Source organism: Rubellimicrobium rubrum (genome assembly GCF_006152115.1).
In the GTDB taxonomy this organism is placed as follows: domain Bacteria; phylum Pseudomonadota; class Alphaproteobacteria; order Rhodobacterales; family Rhodobacteraceae; genus Rubellimicrobium; species Rubellimicrobium rubrum.
Genome location: NZ_VDFU01000048.1, coordinates 1 through 16,736 on the forward strand (window position 1 = coordinate 1; position 16,736 = coordinate 16,736).

Here is a 16,736-nt window from a genome sequence, read left to right on the forward strand (position 1 = left end):
AAAAAATTCGCCTCTGCGCCAACCCTCGGCTAAGCCCAAGATAGATAATGTCTGCTGCAACTCTTCGTCGCCACAAGAAAATGAAACATCTCTTATAGGACTAAGATTCACATCGACCGGCGCTCGCACTGTCCAGCCGAAGCGCGCCCCGAGTTGATGTGGGCCGCAATTGCGGCCCACTCTACCAGTTTGGAGCCACCGAAAGGCGCTTTCCTCAAGAGGAGGCACGACCTCTGACTCTTTAGATGTAGATCTTGGTTCAGGACAGATGGCCCATGAGAATTTAGAGCAAAAGTTTAACTTAGCCATTCTCGCCCAGATCTTCTTTCCTATTTCGAGAGTGTTCTAGGGTGACTTGTAAATAGAGACACTGCACGGGCCAGCGCCAACTTGAATGTCCATGATCTGTGGCTGAAGGCCAGCGGCACTGGTGAACGTTTGTGTGCCGAAGTTAACCGCCGAAACAGCATTTCCGGAACGATTGGGTATACTTGTCCTATCGAAAGCGGAAACGAAGACGGTTCCAGTGTCGGCGTCAAAGAGCAAACCTCTTGGGCCGGGCGCGACAGGATAACGCGCGGTCAACTGAGCTGTTGCTAAGTCGATTGCTACCACCTCACTAACGTTCTCAATCGAAACGAATGCTACGGAGCTATCTGGAGTATAAGCGGTTCCGCGTGCACCTTTGTGGCCAACATTCAAAGCAGACGAAACTTGGTCCGTTGCAGTGTCAATGATGGACACGAAATCAGCTTGGTTATTCGCAGCGATTACCGTTCTGCCGTCCGGAGAGATCGCAGCGCTATATGGCATAGTCCCCTTGCCAGTTGGTATGCGCGTCACCTCGCGAACGTTTCGTACGTTTCCTTCAGCAAGAGGCCGGAGGTCAATCTTACTTATGTAGTCTTCCCCAGATATTGGAACATAAGCGAAGTCACCTGATGGCGTAATGTCGGGGTGCCGTGGCTCGCGTCCGACTGGAACTTGATAAATTTCCTGATTCGACTCGAGATCGACAATCGATACAGTATTGTCTCCGCCATTTGAAACGATGAGAAAACGATCTCCCGGAGCGATAGAGACTCCGATGGGAGCAACCCCGACTGTGATCCTCTGAGCCTCGCGCAGGGTATTGGCATCAATTTCTGATATCGTGTTCCCAGCGTGATTAGTGACGAAGCCACGTCCAGTCCTGGTAAAGCGAACGGCGCCGCGTGGGCCGTTTCCAACAGGAATGGTGGCAATCGGTGTTGTCGCTGTCGCGTCCAGGTCGATTACTGTTATCGTACCAGAATCTGTATCTGTCGAGAAGAGTAGCTTCATCATCTCCCCCAGTGCTGGAACTCGCGCGCGCGGAGGCTCCCTCCACCGCATGCATGCAGTATGCCTAGCTTTACCTAACGTAACAAGTTGTGAGACGAGCTGCGCTGGATGCTGGCGTTCAAACCATTGGGCAGGTCTGTCTCTGATGAAGGCTCGGTTCAGGGAGATGGTGCATGTGAAGTGGATGAGTTTGGGTAGGGTGTGTGTGAAAGTTATGATTTGTTATCCGCCTGCTCGACCCAAGCAGTTCAAGAGCTTAAGCTGCGCGTATGTCATGTGCGAAACTCGAGCCCTCTGACGCTCCCTTCGATGACCTTGCGGCCTGTGTTCGAGGCTATGTCCGGGTCAGCACGGATGGCCAGGCACAAGGGGTAGCGCGGCTATCGGTAGGTTTCAGGGCGGGCCGGGAGTTTCGCGCTGGACATACGCGCAGACCAAGACACTGGCGAGGCTTGGCCTGCCGCCCTCAGCAAAACTCACAGCTTTTGCGCAATGTTGTCTCATGCTGGGAACCTACCCGGCCAGGCACATGGGTAGGGTTGGGCTTGAGCGAGCCGTAGGGTTCCAGTGCCTGTTGGGCTGCGGATGCGGGCGCTAACCACTCTGAAATCTCTATCGAGTATGCGTGCCCAGCGTGAGTTGGAGGATGCGGGTGAACTGGCGCACGAACGCAATGTGGGCCAGCATCATGGTCTTGCTGGCAGCCCTTGTCGCGGGCGCCCTGCTCGTCAGCTTCTGGGAGACCGAGAAGGCTAGCGACCGCGCTCAAGCCTTGGCTGCTGCGGAAAAGCACATAGCCGTCTTGGCGACGCTCCTGTCCGTCATGCAGGACGCCGAGACCGGCCAGCGCGGTTACGTGATCACCGGGCTCGACGAGTACCTCGAGCCTTACGAGGCCGCCCGGCAGCGGATGGGGAACGCGCTTGCGGCACTCGACGATCAGTACGCAAGCCGTCCTGAGACACGCCTGGAGGTCGCGCATATCCGCGTACTCGCCGAGCAGAAGATGGCTCGAGTGACGTTCACGGTCGGCGTACGCCGCGCCCGGGGCTTCGAGGCGGCACGAGATGTGATCCTCGACCATGTCGGCAAGCACACCATGGATGAGTTGCGTCGAGAGATCGCGTTCCTGACGGCAATCGAGCGCACGCACATGGCCCGCGCCGAGCGGGATTACGAGACCGCACAGTCACGCAGCCGAGGCGCGTTCGCCGCCCTGTCCGCCACCATCCTTCTCGGCTTGGGAACGCTGCTCGTGGTCGCCGCGCGGGAGATGCGAGCCTCGTACAAGGCCAACACCAGGCTCGGCTACCTCGCAGACCACGACCCCCTGACAGGGCTGGCCAACCGGCGGGCGTTCCACATGGCTCTAGACCGGAATATCGGCGCTTCCGCGGCAGGCGGGCAGCGCTTTGGCCTGTTCTGCCTGGACCTCGACGGCTTCAAGGGAATCAACGACCGCTTCGGCCACGAGGCGGGCGACCGGCTGCTGGTCGAAGTGACCAAGAGGCTGAGGGCGATCACCCGCGGCTCGGACGTTCTGGCGCGGCTGGGGGGCGACGAGTTCGCGCTCCTGGTGCCGGACCTGCCCTCGGAGGCTGAGTGCCACGAGGTTGTTGGCCGTCTGAAGCAGGCCATCGCCTCCGTCGAGACCTGCGATCCTTGTCGGCCGGTCTCCGGAAGCGTGGGCTTTGCGCTCTTCCCCAATCACGCCTCGTCGAAGGCTGACCTCCTCGCCCTCTCCGACAAGCGCATGTACTTGGACAAGCGGCGCACCACGGCTCTCCGCATCGCGCCTGACCTCGGGCACCCCGAGCCGCAGCCACTGCACGAGGTTGAGGACCTGCTGCTGCGGACTGGCTAGCCTCGGTCGGCAGGAACGGATCGTCGAAGCTGCTCCAAGGCTGTGCATCAGCCACTAAGCTCTTGATCGGCGCGAAACGCACCGATGGGGCGCTTCTCACACGAGCGCTTGCTCGGTCCGGTCTAATGTACCGGAAGGGACGGCTGAGAGTGTGACCTGCTCCGGCATCGTCAGGGCATGGTCAGCCGCGCCGGCGTGCGATGGCTAGGCCGCTGCCCAGCACGATGGCGTCCTCCACGAGTCCCGTCGACGTCTGGCCGAACCGGCGCATGGCACGGACGCGTAAGCGGAAGCCTATATAAGACGCGCCCACGGCCGCAGTCGCCGCGAAGGCCGCCGCCGCGGCGCGCCGCTCGGGAGGCGCGAGCACCGCCCCCGCGAAGGCGGCCGTGACGCTCCGGCCCACCAAACCGGGGAGGATGATCCGGTCCGGCGCGGAGGGGAGCTTGTCCCCCGCCATCTCGGCTGCCGCCAGGGCGGCGGCCCCGAGCGCGACCACTGGGTGGGCGAGGAGGTCACGCGCCGGCGCGCCCTCGGGCAGGTCCCCGCGCCGAGCCGCCGCTGCGAGAGCCGCAAGCGGCGTCATCGCGCGCTGGCCGGCCACAAGACCCATGAGAATGGAACGGAGCATTGCGGCCTCCTCGGGGGCTGATGGGACGCGACTGCCTGCACAACTGGCGAGGCGCTGTTTGTTTCCGATGCAAGGCACCAGAAGGGACAGGCGGGAGCGTGGGCCGCTCCAATCCCGTCACGACCTGTCCTCGTTCCGCTGCAGAAGACCTTGACCTTCCCTCCGCGTCGGCGGCCGGGGCCCCTGCCTTAGCCTCGACAACTTGAAAGACGTTGCCTGCCCGTTCTCCCTCCGGCACTGTGGCAGGAAGGCCGCCTGGACTCAGGTAGCGGCGCGATCGAGCAACCCAGGGGAACGCAAGCCCAGAAAATACGAAGACCCGCCAGGGGCGGGCCTCATATCCGGCGGAGACCGCCAGGAAAGCTAATGCGTGACACCCTTAGCTTCCCATGTCTCCCCGGCCGTTCGCAAGAGGTTTCTTGCCATGGCGGAGCCTTGCCCGCGCACAAGTTGGTGCTAGGGCCACTGCTCCTCCCATGGAGGCCCCGTCCCTGTCGGCTTTCCACAGCCAACAGAGGGACAGACAGAGATGATGAGAGAGATCGGGGCCGTCCTGGACGGAGGCCCGGGCGGGCACGCAGGCGCCGGCCGAGGGGGCCGTGCGCGCCATCCCGTGCGGCGCGGCTCGCGCTTGGTGGGCACGTGCGAGGGCGCGTGGTGGCGGCGAACGGACCGGGCGGAGGTGCGGCGCGTGCTGCTGGCCGCGCGGCGCTACGATCTGGCCGGGCGCCGGCCTGGACGGCGCAACGGACCCCTGGGACACGTCGCCCTCGAGGTGCTGGACCTGTTGGCGAATCTTGTGGACCGGCGCACGGGGCGCCTCGATCCGTCGCTGGCGTGGCTCATGGGCCGGCTCAAGCGGTCGAAGGATGCGGTCGTGCGGGCGCTGGCGAACCTGCGGACGGCCGGCTTCCTGGACTGGCTGCGGCGGTATGAACCCACGGGGTGCGAGGGTCGCGGGCCGCAGGTCCGGCAAACGTCGAGTGCCTATCGGCTATCCATGCCGCCCCGGGCCGCGCGCCTTCTCATAGGCGAGCCGCCCCTGCCCGATGACGTGGCCCAGGATCTTGAGGACCGGCGCCAAGACCTTGCGGCAGTGAAGGCAGGCCTTGGGCTCGATGAGCTGGCAGTGGTCGAGGTGGACGACGGGCCCCTGGGGAGGGCGCTCGCGAGCCTTGGTCGCCATGTCCAGGAACGCGAGTCTGCCAGCCGGTCAGAATACAAATCTACCATCTATAAGTAAGAGCGGCACGCCCGGGGCGGGCGTCGAAAGGGCTGAGAAGCACACAGAGCGGACAGTGATCGCCGCGCTCGATCGAGGAGGACTTGCCCGGAGGTAGTCGAACTGGCCTCAGGTCCGCCGGAAGATACGCTGCCAGAAGCTGGCCTGTGGCACAGGTGCCGTCGATGGTGGAGGAATACGCGCTGCGAGCTCCTTGGCGTGCTCATGCCAACGGTCCCGGTCGGTTTCAGCGGATACAGCGCGAGCCTCGGTCGTGGCATGAAGGGCTTCGGCCGCAAGGGCTCGTTGCGTCGCCGCAGCAATAGCCAGTCGCATCTCGTCCAGCTCTTTGCGTAGAGTCTGAACTTCCTCCTGCAAGCCTTTGTCGGGGTGTGCAGACTCCTGTGCGGGCTGTGCGATCAGGTGTGCGAGGTGGTCAATCTCATCCTCTCGCACAGTGTGCGCACTGTGTGCAGGGTGTGCGATCCGCCATGCGGCAAGATCCTCAGGGGTGATCCGCCATTGGTTTCGATTGTCTCTGGTCGCCCGGAGTTGTTGGGCTTTGATCGCTCGCATAATCGTCCACCGGGAGGTGTCGCTGGCGTGTGCGGCCTGTGCGGGGGTCATGTGTGCGCTCATTGTGCGCACAGTGTGCATGGTGCACACCTTGAGAGGAAGCCCGCACACCTTCGCCCTTCTGCGGGTGTGGCATGCCTGTAGCTAGATGGAGCGGTAATGACGAACAACTTGAAGACCGACATCCTGACCGATCCAGCGCGGGCAGCCTTTCGGGCAGCACAACGGGTGGCTGCTTGACATCAACGGCGGCAAAGGCAGCATCTACGTCAGGCGCCTGCGGGCGACGCCGGAACTGCTGGCCCAGTTTCGGGGGTGACTGTTGGCTTAACACTGTCGGGCCAGACGCCGGCCAAGCTCAGGAACTCCATGGCCCAACCTACAGGGTCGAGGGGTCCGCGCGCACCTTGCTGGACCGCAAGCGCCTCGAGCTCGAGGGCAAGCCGATCATAGACGTGCTCGGGAAGGAAATGGTTTGTCGTCACCTGCTGCTCCTGGGACTTTGACCGACGACCTTCGCGACAGTCTACTCAAGGAAGTGCTGACGACGGGTAACGTGTTCCAGACAAACGCTGCCCATGGTTTCCAAAGGCTTGCCGGTTGTTGGCCCTGGGTCGGGTCGGGTTCGGTGCGGTGCGTGGAGGTGTGCAGGCCGGGGTCAGGCTGCGGCGCGGTTCGGTTCGGTCTCGCAGACGGGCGCGAAAAGGTCGGGCCAGACGCCAGCGAGGTTCAGGAACTCGACGGCCCACGTCTCCGCGTGAGGTCCTGGGCGGCCTTGTTGGACCGCGAGCGCCGTGAGCTCATGGACAAGTTGATCGTAAGCGCGCTCGGGAATGAAGTGCTCGATTGTCACTCTGCTCGTCCTGCCGTGGCTGCCCATGGCCGTTGTGCCCGGCCTACTTGGGGAAGCGCTGAGGACGACTGATGGGTTCCCGGTTGACGTGGCGCCGTAGTTCTATGACCGTCACGCAAGATGCTGCTTGGTTACAGTGCGGCGCTCGAGACCTAGGGAAAAAGGTTCTGGCGTGGAGGGGCGGTCCAGGGGGGTGGTGCGGCCCGCAGCCCCATCGGGGCGAGGACCCGGCTCCCTGGACGGACCCGGAGCGCCTCACGTTGTCGCCTGTCCTTTGGGATGTGTGCATCCCAAAGGACTGCCCAGCGGCAAGCGTCCTTTCTGTTCCTCTCGGGGCGTTCCACCCGTTCTGCTAGTCGGCGTTGAAGGAGCAGGCGGCGGGGTAGTTCTCGCTTTCATCCCACCATGTGCCGCCGGTCGCGCGGCAGGTAAGGGGAGTCTGGGCGACAGCACGAGGGACGGTGAGCGCGAGGAGCAGGAGCAGCGCCAGAGGGATGCCGAGCACCACGCTCCAAGGCTCGACCTTCCAGCGGCCGAGGCGGGCCTCTTCGCGATCCACGATGCGCCAGCGGTCACGGAGGACGGCCTTGGTGCCGTTCAGCTCCTCCATGGCGTCCACGATTTTGTGGAGAGAAGGCAGGAGGCTCTTACCGACAGCCCGGGCGGTGGCATCGGCCATGCGGTCGGGGGTAGGGGCAGTGCCCGGCTCCCGTGTGGCCAAGGTGGTGACGGTATTCCCGATAGCCTGGAGGGCGTGGCCCTGCTTGTCGAGGCGGTCCGAGATGTCGGCCACGACCTGGCTCAGGAGGTCGAGGGTGTCGCGGAGGTCAGCGTCAGGGGAAGTGGGAGAGGCAGGCGGACGAGGGGGCATCAGGTCCTCCGTGGAGAGGGAGCGTCAGCAGGGGACGGGGCAGAGGCTTGAGGCTCAGCACGGCCCGGGGTGTCGGTGTCCGGTTCTGCCGTTCCTGCCGCATCGTCCTCCAGTGACCAGCCCTCGAACGCCTTGCGGTCCTGCTCGCGGGGAAGATTGCGCACCAGCCGGTCGAGCATGGCGGCCGCGTTGGCATCCCGCGCCGCTAGATCGACCAGGGCTCCCCCGAGGATCACCTTGCGCCGGGTATCGAGCTTGCGGGCCTGGGTGGCCGCTCTGTTCTTCAGCGCTTGGAGCCGGGCCTTGGCCTGGGCGTAGCGCTTCTCGGCGCGTTCGAGTTCGGTCTCGGCCATAGGTTCCTCCCGTCCGAAATCTCTACCCTAAGCCTTGAGTCTCCTTTAGGTTGATCCCTGAGGCAACCCTGACGAGGTGGAGTGTGGGCCCGCCGAACGGATGTGAGAAGGGCGCACTTATGCAAACTCTGCGAGTTTGCGTGCGATCTCCCGGGGGCAGCGCTCCGCTGGCCCCCGCCGACGGCGTCCCCGGTCCGTCGGGCTGGCGCACGCCGGAGTGGGAGGCGCGTCCTGCCCTCCCACACCCACCCCGGCCACCCTGCGCAGGTGGATCGCGGCGACGTGCGCCCCTGCCGATCCGCGCGGCCCTTGTTGCGCTTCCGGCCTGTCCGGACCTTCGCCCCTCGATGGGGGCTGCGGTCCTCGTGTCTCCCCGGCCTAGGCGTGGTGACTCGGCCACGCTCGCCCGCCTTGCTGGCCCTAGGGTACGTGCCGTCGTTGCGCCGGTCGGGCTACCCCTTAGGCTTGCTCCCAGCCCGTCCCGCGCTGCCACGCGGGAGCCGGGCCCAGCCGACCGCATCACCTGCGCAGAGCCGGAAGAGCGCTCGCCGCTGGGCAGTTCCCTGCCATGGCGCATGGCAGGGAACGCCGGGGAAGCGTGGGCGCTCCGGCAGCCTCAAGGGGGCCGGGTCCTCGCCGGCTCGGGCCGGCTGCGGGCCGCACCACCCCCCTTGACCCCGCCTCCCCGCCGAGGGCGCACGCGAGCTGCATGCTGGGCCCCGTTCGGTGGCGGGGCCCGAGCCCTGCAGCAGGGGTGAGCAGCCGTGGCGAGCTACCACCTCAGCGTGAAGACCGTGCAGCGCTCCGCTGGCCGGTCCGCGACCGCCGCCATTGCCTACCGCGCGGCCGAGCGCATCACGTGCGAGCGAGAAGGCCGGGTGCATGACTACCGCGCGAAGAGCGGCGTGGAGGCCTCGTTCATCGTGGCGCCCGAGGACGCGCCCAAGTGGGCCCACGGCCGCCAGGCCCTCTGGAACGCGGCGGAGGCGCGCGAGACGCGGAGCAACAGCGTCACCGCCCGGGAGTGGGAGCTGGCCCTGCCGCACGAGCTGGACGGGGCAGGGCGGCGCGAGCTGGCCCATGCCTTCGCCCGCGAGCTGGTCGCCCGCTACGGGGTGGCGGCCGACGTGGCGATCCATGCGCCGCACCGGGAGGGGGACCAGAGGAACTGGCACGCGCACGTGCTCACCACCACCCGCCGCCTCACGGCCGAGGGGCTCACCGACAAGACGCGGGCGCTCGACGCCAAGCAGACCGGCGGGCTCGAGATCGCCCACATGCGGGAAAGGTGGGCGGAGATGCAGAACCGGGCGCTCGAGCGAGCCCACGTCGCCGAGCGCGTGGACCACCGCACGCTGGCCATGCAGCGGAAGGAGGCGCGCGCGCTCGGGCACGAGGCTAGGGCCGACAATCTGGACCGCGCGCCCGAGGTCAAGCTCGGGCCCGTGGTGAGCGCTATCGAGAGACGGGAGCAACGGGCCGCCGAGCGGGACGGGCACGAGTATGTCCCCCTTACCGAGCGGGGCGCGCAGGTGCACGAGGCGCGACAGGCGCGGAGCCTCTTGGCTGAGCTGGCGCGGGTGCGGGAGGTCTTGCGCGAGCAGGTCCGCGAGCGCGCGGCGCTGGCGCGCGCCACCTACGCCCACGCCCGCGAGGAGGGTGCCAACCAAGTGCGTGCGGGCCTCGCGGCGCTCAGGGCTGCGGCCGAGCGGCAGGGGATCGGCCGGGGGCAGGGCGACGAGGAGGGCCAGGACCCCCAGAGGGAGCGCGAGGCACGCGAGGCGAGCTGGGCGAGCATCAAGGAGCGGCTGGGGCAGATCGTGGGCCGGGAGGCGCCCTGTCACGCCCAGGACGGGCTACAGCACGGGCCGGAGGCAGGCCTACCGGCCCACGGGCTGGAGCGGCAGGGACAGGAGCGGAGCCTCGACGCCGAGGCCATCCGCAAGCGGCTCGAGGCGCTGCAGGACCGGGCGCGGCCAAGTGCGGAGGCGGCGCAGCGCGAGGAGCCAGCCGTGGGCCTGCCGGCGCACGGGCAAGAGCTGGGGTATCCCCAAGAGGCGCACCGGGCGCGCAGCGCCGAAGCCATCCGCGAGCAGCTCAGGGGCGTGCTGGACCGCGCCAAGCCGGTGGCGATGGATCGGGAGGGCATGGGCCAAGCGCACACGGAGCGGGCGCATGAGGAGGAGCGCGACGAGCACGCGCTCAAGCCCAAGGACCGTGGGATCAGCTACGGGCTGTAGAGATTTCTTAGGCCGCCCTGACCGACACGCGGCCGGCACCGCGAGGCTAGCGATCAGTCCTCGTCGTCGTTCAGATCGTCGAACAGAGCGTCAACGGAATCAAACCGCACGCCTTCCCCTTGCTGGGCTGCCTGGAGGGCCTCCTCAGTCTTCCGGTTAGGGGTCCGGGGCTGGAACGGGAGCGCCCGATCCTCGGTGATGCGAACCAAGGTTAGCCGGATAGCATCCGAGACAGAAAGGCCCATGCCGCTCAAAACGGCGGTCGCCTCTCTCTTCAGGTCGGGGTCGATCCTTGCACGGACGATGTCGTTGGCAGGCATGGGTCCACCTTAGGCAACAGCTTGGCGACTTCTTCTTTTGTAGCCACCTTGTAGCTACAATTGCCTCTTGAGGCCTTCTGGATCAAGTCCCCAACACCCTTCCCCCACCCATCCCATGCAGCACATGAAGCACGGAAGCACACACAGAACACACAGCACCAGTAGTACAGACATCCATCATACAACCCTTTGCTTTGTATATGATTATCCATCTACTTTGTAATGTATGTTGCAACACGTAATACCAGATGCATTAGAATACACTATACAGACCTTGAAGATAGATTAACAACGCAATACCTTCTCCGCCAGTAGATAGCTAAATCATTGATTTTGCTCACTGTGAGAGAGATAACGTACCGGAAGCCCAGTCCGGGCCGGAGAGATGGAGGCCAGGGATGGTGACGGTACGAGGAGCTGGCGCGATCGCGCAGAAGCAGAAGGCAATGAGGGAGAGCTTGTGGCCCGGGGTCGACGAGCACCTCTGGCATCGTCTCTCCAACAAGGGCTTCACGACGATCCCGAAGACCATGCCCCTGGTCCTCAGGATCATGGACGAGATGACCAAGGGGGCACCCGTCTCTTCTACCTACCTGGCCCTCTGGTGCGGCACCTGGGACAACTCCTACGTGACCCTCGGCAAGCCGGGCGACATGGCCTTCGCGGCCGGCTTCGGTGGCCAGCGCGGAGAGTACACCTGGGCCACGCGGGTGAGGAAGCTCCACGAGCTCCGTTTCATCGACATCAAGGCCGGCAGGTCCGGCCCCATGAGCAACGTCATCATCTGGAACCCGCACTTGGTCCTGCGCTGGCACTACCAGCAGAAGACCCCGGGCCTCACGGAGGCGAGCTACACCGCGCTTCTCGAGTGGGCCTACGACGTCGGCGCCAAGGACATGACCGACCCTCTGGACCTGGTCCCCGAGCCGGGCGTCGTCCCGGAGCCGGAGCCGGAGCCTGCCCCTAGAAAGAGGCGGCCCTCCTCCACCTCCAGAAAGAGGAGCGCCACCAAGTGAGGACCATTCGGCGCACCTCGGCCTTCAAGAAGGACTACAAGCGCGAGGCGAAGTCGTCCGCCGACCTCGAGAGCGTCCTCAAGCCCGTGCTTGAGGCTCTGGTCGCCGGCCAGGCCCTCCCGGCCAGGATGGTGGATCATCCCTTGGGCGGGAAGTGGAAGGGGTTCCGGGACTGCCACGTGAAGCCGGACCTCGTGCTCATCTACTCCGTGACGGAGGATGAGTTGGTCCTGGCCGCCCTGGGATCCCACAGCGAGCTGTTCTAACGCGGGAACCCAGGGTCCCGAGCCGGTGAGATAAGACATGCCTGATTTCGACGACGCCCCCATCGCCAAGCCCGAGCAGGACCGCTTCGGCTTTGACCCGTTCGCGCGCGCCATCGCTCGCTGCATTCTCGCGCTCAAGCACCCCGTGGGCAGCGTGGTGGCGATCCACGGCCCCTGGGGCTCGGGCAAGAGCAGCGTCATCAACCTTGTCCGCCATCACCTCGCGCAGGTGGACGACGCGCCCGTGGTCGTGCCGATCCAGGCGTGGTGGTACCGCACCGAGGATGCGCTCGCCGTAGGCTTCTTCCGCGAACTCTATGCAGCCCTTCGAGACGAGCTCGACAAGACCTCTGGCGCCAAGGATGCACTTGCCGCCCTGGGAGGTGTCGTGGCCGGCGGCGGCAAGCTTCTAGGGGCTGTGGCCGGGGTGTTCGGTGGGAGCCTTGCAGAAACTGTAGTAGGCGGGGCCGCAGAGCTCGTCGGCAACCTCGTGACCGGCGACGAGACCACCGACGCTTTGCAGCACAAGGTCGCGGAGGCACTCAGGGCACAGCCGAAGCGCTTCCTCTTCATCGTAGACGATCTTGACCGGCTCACCCCCGACGAGGCGCTGGTAGTGCTGCGGCTCATCAAGTCGGTGGGCCGCCTGCCGAACGTGGCCTATCTCCTGTCCTACGACCGGGAGGTGACCGAGAAGGTGGTGGCCGACCGTTACCCCTCCGAGGGCGCGCACTACCTCGAGAAGATCGTGCAGGCCGGGTTCGACCTGCCCGAGCCCGACCCCGTGCACCTTCAGACGCTGTTCCTCGAGCAGGTCGAGCCGCTATTTCTGAAGGAGGACGGAGGGAGTTGGCTGGACGGCGACGATACGCACCTCGTCAACCTGTTCTTCGAGGCCATCTACCCGGAGCTAGGGACGCCACGGGACGTGGTGCGGCTCGCCAACTCGCTCGCGATCACCTGGGGCGCGGTGAAAGGCGAGGTTCACCCCGGCGACTTCGTGGCGCTCGAGGCGCTGCGCCTCTTCCGGCCCGCTGTCTACCGCGCGGTGCGGGCCTCGGAGCACCGCCTCGTGGGCACCAGCGGCGACGACCACCAAACCCTGGAACAGGCGAAGGAGTTGGAGGAGCGGCTGATCGGCAGCGTACCGTCGCAGGACAGACAGCGCATCAAGAACGTGCTGATGCGGCTCTTCCCCCGGCTCCAGGCCACTTGGTCGAATACGCGCTACAGCAGCGGGGAGTCCTGGGTTCGGGCCCGGCGCCTCTGCTCGAGCGAGCATTTCGACACCTACTTTGTGTTCTCGCTCCCTGACCACACCATCGGCCGAGAGGAAATCGCGGCGCTTGCTCGGCGCGCGGGTGAGCCCGACTACGTGCAACGGTCGTTCCGCGAGGCGATCGCCACGACTGTGACTGGCGGTCAGACACGAGCTTCCCACCTCCTTGAGGCGATGACCCTCTATGCCGACGATGTAGCGGACAAGGACGTTGAGCCTTTCCTCACGGCTCTCTTCGAGGTGGCCGACGAGCTCAGGGTGCCACAGGACGAGGCCAAGGCCTTCGGGATCGCGGACAATCGCTTCCGGCTTCACTGGCTCCTGCGGAAGCTCACGCTCGAGCGGATGCTCCTGGCGGAGCGGTCGCGCGTGATCTTGAAAGCCTCCGAGCGAGCAGCGCTATCCTGGCTCGCAGACCTCACGATCTCCGCTCACGGTGACTATTTTCCGCGCAAAGGTGAGGACCCCGAGTCCGAGGAGAGGTGCCTCACGACCCGCGAGGACCTCGACCGGCTGGTGGCCCTCTTCCTGGCAAGGATGGAGGCCGCGGCGGCTGATGGGTCGCTCCTAGCAACCCCCAAGCTCGCCGGCCTTCTGTTTCGGTGGGCTGACTTCGACGGTGACGACGGCGCCGGTGTGAGAGCCTGGACGGCATCCATACTTGAGGATGATGCTGCCGTCCCCGTGCTGGCCGAGGCATTCCTCGGCACCTCATGGACTCAAGGGATGGGGTTTGGTGGCTTGGGGGACTTGGTCGCGCGTCGCTCGGACCGCGCGCAGATCGACGGCGCCGAGCGGATCATCGATCCCGTCCAGTTCCAGGCACGGCTGGAGAAGCTGACCGCCACCGGCGCAGTCGATGGACCAGAGACGGAGGTCATGCGCCGGCTTCTGAAAGCTTGGAACGCGCCTAGGCGCTGAGAGATGTACGTCACCCGTCTATAACGATCAGGATCAGCGGGGTGGCGGCGATATAATTGCCAAGAGTCCTAAGGGTGCTTCTATCCGAAATGGCCCAGGAAACAGTTTTCCTGAGTCCTGCCGGCAAGTTGACTGACCTAAGTTAGTCGGCCTGTGCACCGTGTCTATTTCAAAAGCTTTATTGTGAAGAAGGGGATGGAGGTAACTAACGTTGGCTGACAAGAAAAACCTTAGAGTTCTGGAAGAGAGCATTCTTGCTGCTCTAGCAGAACTCATCGACTTGGATACTGCCGGCCCTGAGGAAATCGCTACAAAGTTCTCGAAGGTGTTCAATGAAGTTAAGGATGATTGCCAAGAGAGCGCCATGAATGCGTACTTAAGTGCAGCGCCAAAAATGCTTCAAAACTTGCGGCGAGAATCTAGAGAATTCGAGAAGAGAAATCTCATACGTTGGAAGCCGTGCTTTGATCACCTTGAAATGATGTGGTTCACCGCGCAAGAGTTAGGAGAAATACATGGAACAGAAATTCAAGCAGAAGGCGGCGAGGATGATAACGAGGTCGTGGCGGCCCTCGCTCACCTCTTCCCCCGAGCGCTTCTAGTAACACAAGAGATAATCTGCCTGTTAAAAGGTGGCTATCCCGACGGTGCTCTTGCGCGTTGGCGCTCACTTCATGAGGTTAGCGTAACAGCAATGTACATAGCACAGGTTGGGAAGGGTGCGGCGATAGCCTACTTGCTCAGCTTCCACTTTGCCGCGCGCCGTGCCGCTCATCAGATGAATCATTACTCGGAGCGAGCACGGCTTCGACCTTTTTCAGCCGAAGAGCTAGCAAATTTTGACGAGAGGTGTGAGCGCGCGGAGCAGTTTCTTGGGAGAAAGATTGACAAGGACAAACTTGGGGAGTGGCCAGCGATAATGCAGACACACCCGACCTTCGCGGCGTTAGAAGAGCATGTGAATATGGATCACTGGCGACCTCGATACAAGTGGGCTTCCACTCACACTCACGCAAACCACCGTCCAGCAGACAAGCTGCTTGGTTTATCTGAGGCAAAGGAGTATGTAAACCTTATCGGACCAAGTAACTCTGGCTTTGTTGATCCTTTTCAGATGACTGCAATTACTCTCGCCCAAATCACAACGACTTATCTATTTCATACTCCCAACCCTGATCGCATTGTTCATTCAGGTGTCATGCTGAAATTAGCTGATCAGATGTCCGGCATCGCTTTGGAAACTGAACAAAGAACACTTGAAGATTTTAAGAAACGCAAGATGAGTGAGAATTCAGCTCGATAAGAACTCATGACATCTGTGCCTGCTGGAGTGCCACTCAACGGTCCAAGGCTTGGGACGCGTAACTAGAACAGGACGGTGGCGGCGAGGGCGGTGGCCGACAGGGAAACGATTGGGCCCTAGTCGTAGCGGGTGGCCACGCGGCGCCAGTCCTTGAAGTGGGCGAACATCATCTTGATGCGGTGGCGGTCGTGCTTGATGGGTTGGTCACGCGATGTGCGGTCTGGGATGCAGGGGTTGTTTCCCCTGCCCAGTAAGCGTCTCGGAATGCCGTCGGCGATCTCAGTCCTTGTCTTGAGCCAATTCTTTCTCGAGCTTCTTCATGAGATCCGCGCGATCCATGGGCCATGTTCTGTATGTGCCGTTAGCGCGTCTTTCATGCCAAGTCACACTTTCAGAGGTATCGACAGACACACGTTCGCCGTTGGTGCCTATGAGAACTTCATCCGCGGTTTCTGCATCAAGAATGGCCTCTGCTTCTTCCACTGAAAGATCAAAGCTAACATTGCCATCAAAGCCCGTAGATTTGACAGTTACGGAAAGCATTTTTCAGGTCTCCTTTCGTCACATGCAGAAGTGCGTTGTAATATCCACCGCTTAGTGAACCGTCCAATCCGAAAACAAAACTTGGCATACTTCAATTAGGTGCACCCAAGCAAGATCCCGGCATGAGACGGCTGTACTATCGCTCTAGAGTCAGTTTGGCACGTCTGAAACGCCGCCTGGACCAAGTATAGGAGCTGTTGCGAGGTCCCGCGCGCAGCTGCGGCAAGGCTTGACGCCTACACCCGCGCTGCCGGTGCACTAATTATGCAGACCGTGTGAGAACTTGCCGTAGGCACCGGCGGGAGGTGCCAAATGGGCAGTTTGGAGGCGTGCGGGCCTCTTTCGAAGATTGAAGCAGGCCAAACTACAGCGTCGGTGGACCAAATTTCGCTCGGCAATCGAGTTTTCACACGGTCTGTATGATTTACGCACAGAGCGGAATGGACATCTCATATGTGACCAAGGTTCAGGCTGAGGCCGACTATCGACTGTCAGAACGCTCGTGCTGATCCAGCAGGAGTTTCATGAGCCAGTGCGCCACCGATGTCCCGGGCAAGCGGAGCACCTCAAAGCATGCGAAATCCTGACCTATGTAGTGGCCGAACCGGATCTGATGACGCAACGACTCCGACAGCATCGGTGTGTCAGGGTGCTCTACAAGCGGGAGCAGTCACACCATCAGAGCTTGGCACCCACCATGGCCTTAAGCGCAAAATGCGGTCATAACCGATCTTACAACAAACAGATTATAAATTGGCGCGCAGAGTCTCTCCATCAATGGCGTAGATCCATGCAATAGGATCTCCGCGTCTAATCTGAACCTCACCCTCCGGTTTCAAAGCAATTGAAAATCCAGCGGTTGAACTCATCCGGCTCAAGATTGGTTCTGTTAATACGCCTTGAAGAGTCCGAAAACCCGCTTGTGCAGCGTCTTGTACGAGCACCGAATAACCCTTCTCGCACTTAACTTCAAAGCCAAGGCGCCACTCCAAAGTTCCCTCACCATTAGGGAGAAACATTGCCTCCCAATGATCGCCCGCCTGAAAATCATACGCTCTTAAACCAGAACTTTGACGAAGTCCGATAAAAAATTCGCCTCTGCGCCAACCCTCGGCTAAGCCCAAGATAGATAATGTCTGCTGCAACTCTTCGTCG

General features: G+C 62.9%; 17 protein-coding genes. 7 read left to right on the forward strand and 10 right to left on the reverse strand.

Annotated features, from left to right (window positions below; genetic code table 11):
• Positions 1–345 precede the first annotated feature (345 nt).
• The gene (locus tag FHG66_RS20120; RefSeq protein ID WP_176556370.1) at positions 346–1,326 is read right to left on the reverse strand and encodes a YncE family protein; all 981 of its coding nucleotides are present in this window, start codon (positions 1,324–1,326) and stop codon (positions 346–348) included.
• Positions 1,327–1,975: 649 nt separating this feature from the next.
• Here FHG66_RS20120 and FHG66_RS20125 point away from each other — a divergent pair.
• Complete coding sequence (locus tag FHG66_RS20125) at positions 1,976–3,187, forward strand: diguanylate cyclase domain-containing protein (protein WP_176556371.1); 1,212 nt, start codon at positions 1,976–1,978, stop codon at positions 3,185–3,187.
• Positions 3,188–3,368: 181 nt separating this feature from the next.
• Here FHG66_RS20125 and FHG66_RS20130 read toward each other — a convergent pair whose 3' ends face one another.
• Positions 3,369–3,818 carry a DUF4126 domain-containing protein gene (locus tag FHG66_RS20130; protein WP_139078942.1) on the reverse strand — a complete coding sequence of 150 codons (450 nt, stop codon included), beginning with the start codon at positions 3,816–3,818 and terminating at the stop codon, positions 3,369–3,371.
• 529 nt (positions 3,819–4,347) lie between these two features.
• Here FHG66_RS20130 and FHG66_RS20135 point away from each other — a divergent pair.
• Entirely contained in the window at positions 4,348–5,061 is a 714-nt protein-coding gene (locus FHG66_RS20135; RefSeq protein ID WP_139078943.1) for a helix-turn-helix domain-containing protein, read from the forward strand.
• A gap of 108 nt (positions 5,062–5,169) precedes the next feature.
• Here FHG66_RS20135 and FHG66_RS20140 read toward each other — a convergent pair whose 3' ends face one another.
• The 5 genes from FHG66_RS20140 to FHG66_RS22505 form a co-directional block, all read right to left on the reverse strand.
• Positions 5,170–5,667, reverse strand: coding sequence for a helix-turn-helix domain-containing protein (locus FHG66_RS20140; protein WP_139078944.1), 498 nt, complete (start codon positions 5,665–5,667; stop codon positions 5,170–5,172).
• 218 nt (positions 5,668–5,885) lie between these two features.
• Positions 5,886–6,101, reverse strand: coding sequence for a hypothetical protein (locus FHG66_RS20145; protein ID WP_139078945.1), 216 nt, complete (start codon positions 6,099–6,101; stop codon positions 5,886–5,888).
• A gap of 173 nt (positions 6,102–6,274) precedes the next feature.
• Complete coding sequence (locus FHG66_RS20150; RefSeq protein ID WP_139078946.1) at positions 6,275–6,469, reverse strand: hypothetical protein; 195 nt, start codon at positions 6,467–6,469, stop codon at positions 6,275–6,277.
• Between the two features lie 352 nt (positions 6,470–6,821).
• Positions 6,822–7,340, reverse strand: a complete 519-nt coding sequence (locus tag FHG66_RS20155; RefSeq protein ID WP_139078947.1) for a hypothetical protein — start codon at positions 7,338–7,340, stop codon at positions 6,822–6,824.
• Entirely contained in the window at positions 7,340–7,693 is a 354-nt protein-coding gene (locus tag FHG66_RS22505; RefSeq protein WP_246082698.1) for a mobilization protein, read from the reverse strand. The genes FHG66_RS20155 and FHG66_RS22505 overlap by 1 nt, the downstream gene beginning before the upstream one ends.
• 764 nt (positions 7,694–8,457) lie before the next feature.
• Here FHG66_RS22505 and mobQ point away from each other — a divergent pair.
• On the forward strand, positions 8,458–9,933 hold the full coding sequence (mobQ, locus tag FHG66_RS20165) for a MobQ family relaxase (protein ID WP_139078948.1): 1,476 nt from the start codon (positions 8,458–8,460) through the stop codon (positions 9,931–9,933).
• A 53-nt stretch (positions 9,934–9,986) separates the two neighbouring features.
• On the opposite strand, the gene FHG66_RS20170 is transcribed toward mobQ, so the two are convergent.
• A complete protein-coding gene (locus FHG66_RS20170; RefSeq protein ID WP_139078949.1) occupies positions 9,987–10,253 on the reverse strand; it encodes a type II toxin-antitoxin system RelB/DinJ family antitoxin in 267 nt (88 codons plus the stop codon).
• Between the two features lie 446 nt (positions 10,254–10,699).
• Here FHG66_RS20170 and FHG66_RS20175 point away from each other — a divergent pair, with 446 nt between their 5' ends.
• The 4 genes from FHG66_RS20175 (at position 10,700) to FHG66_RS20190 (ending at position 15,038) form a co-directional block, all read left to right on the forward strand.
• On the forward strand, positions 10,700–11,269 hold the full coding sequence (locus tag FHG66_RS20175; protein ID WP_176556372.1) for a hypothetical protein: 570 nt from the start codon (positions 10,700–10,702) through the stop codon (positions 11,267–11,269).
• On the forward strand, positions 11,266–11,535 hold the full coding sequence (locus tag FHG66_RS20180; RefSeq protein ID WP_139078950.1) for a type II toxin-antitoxin system YafQ family toxin: 270 nt from the start codon (positions 11,266–11,268) through the stop codon (positions 11,533–11,535). The genes FHG66_RS20175 and FHG66_RS20180 overlap by 4 nt, the downstream gene beginning before the upstream one ends.
• A 37-nt stretch (positions 11,536–11,572) precedes the next feature.
• Entirely contained in the window at positions 11,573–13,735 is a 2,163-nt protein-coding gene (locus FHG66_RS20185) for a KAP family P-loop NTPase fold protein (RefSeq protein ID WP_139078951.1), read from the forward strand.
• Between the two features lie 211 nt (positions 13,736–13,946).
• Complete coding sequence (locus tag FHG66_RS20190) at positions 13,947–15,038, forward strand: DUF5677 domain-containing protein (RefSeq protein ID WP_139078952.1); 1,092 nt, start codon at positions 13,947–13,949, stop codon at positions 15,036–15,038.
• Between the two features lie 279 nt (positions 15,039–15,317).
• Here the strand turns inward: FHG66_RS20190 and FHG66_RS20195 are convergent, their stop codons facing one another.
• Together FHG66_RS20195 and FHG66_RS21765 are read right to left on the reverse strand one after the other, a co-directional pair.
• Complete coding sequence (locus FHG66_RS20195) at positions 15,318–15,581, reverse strand: hypothetical protein (protein ID WP_139078953.1); 264 nt, start codon at positions 15,579–15,581, stop codon at positions 15,318–15,320.
• Positions 15,582–16,327: 746 nt separating this feature from the next.
• On the reverse strand, positions 16,328–16,736 hold a 409-nt coding region (locus FHG66_RS21765; RefSeq protein ID WP_218013929.1), incomplete at its 5' end, for a hypothetical protein.

What these genes read in the sequence shown, in the direction of transcription:
- FHG66_RS20120 (WP_176556370.1), bottom strand. Translation starts at nt 1,326, where the DNA reads ATGATGAAGCTACTCTTCTCGACAGATACAGATTCTGGTACGATAACA.
- FHG66_RS20140 (WP_139078944.1), bottom strand. Translation starts at nt 5,667, where the DNA reads ATGACCCCCGCACAGGCCGCACACGCCAGCGACACCTCCCGGTGGACG.
- FHG66_RS22505 (WP_246082698.1), bottom strand. Translation starts at nt 7,693, where the DNA reads ATGGCCGAGACCGAACTCGAACGCGCCGAGAAGCGCTACGCCCAGGCC.
- FHG66_RS20135 (WP_139078943.1), top strand. Translation starts at nt 4,348, where the DNA reads ATGATGAGAGAGATCGGGGCCGTCCTGGACGGAGGCCCGGGCGGGCAC.
- FHG66_RS20175 (WP_176556372.1), top strand. Translation starts at nt 10,700, where the DNA reads ATGAGGGAGAGCTTGTGGCCCGGGGTCGACGAGCACCTCTGGCATCGT.
- FHG66_RS20185 (WP_139078951.1), top strand. Translation starts at nt 11,573, where the DNA reads ATGCCTGATTTCGACGACGCCCCCATCGCCAAGCCCGAGCAGGACCGC.
- FHG66_RS20195 (WP_139078953.1), bottom strand. Translation starts at nt 15,581, where the DNA reads ATGCTTTCCGTAACTGTCAAATCTACGGGCTTTGATGGCAATGTTAGC.
- FHG66_RS20130 (WP_139078942.1), bottom strand. Translation starts at nt 3,818, where the DNA reads ATGCTCCGTTCCATTCTCATGGGTCTTGTGGCCGGCCAGCGCGCGATG.
- FHG66_RS20170 (WP_139078949.1), bottom strand. Translation starts at nt 10,253, where the DNA reads ATGCCTGCCAACGACATCGTCCGTGCAAGGATCGACCCCGACCTGAAG.
- FHG66_RS20155 (WP_139078947.1), bottom strand. Translation starts at nt 7,340, where the DNA reads ATGCCCCCTCGTCCGCCTGCCTCTCCCACTTCCCCTGACGCTGACCTC.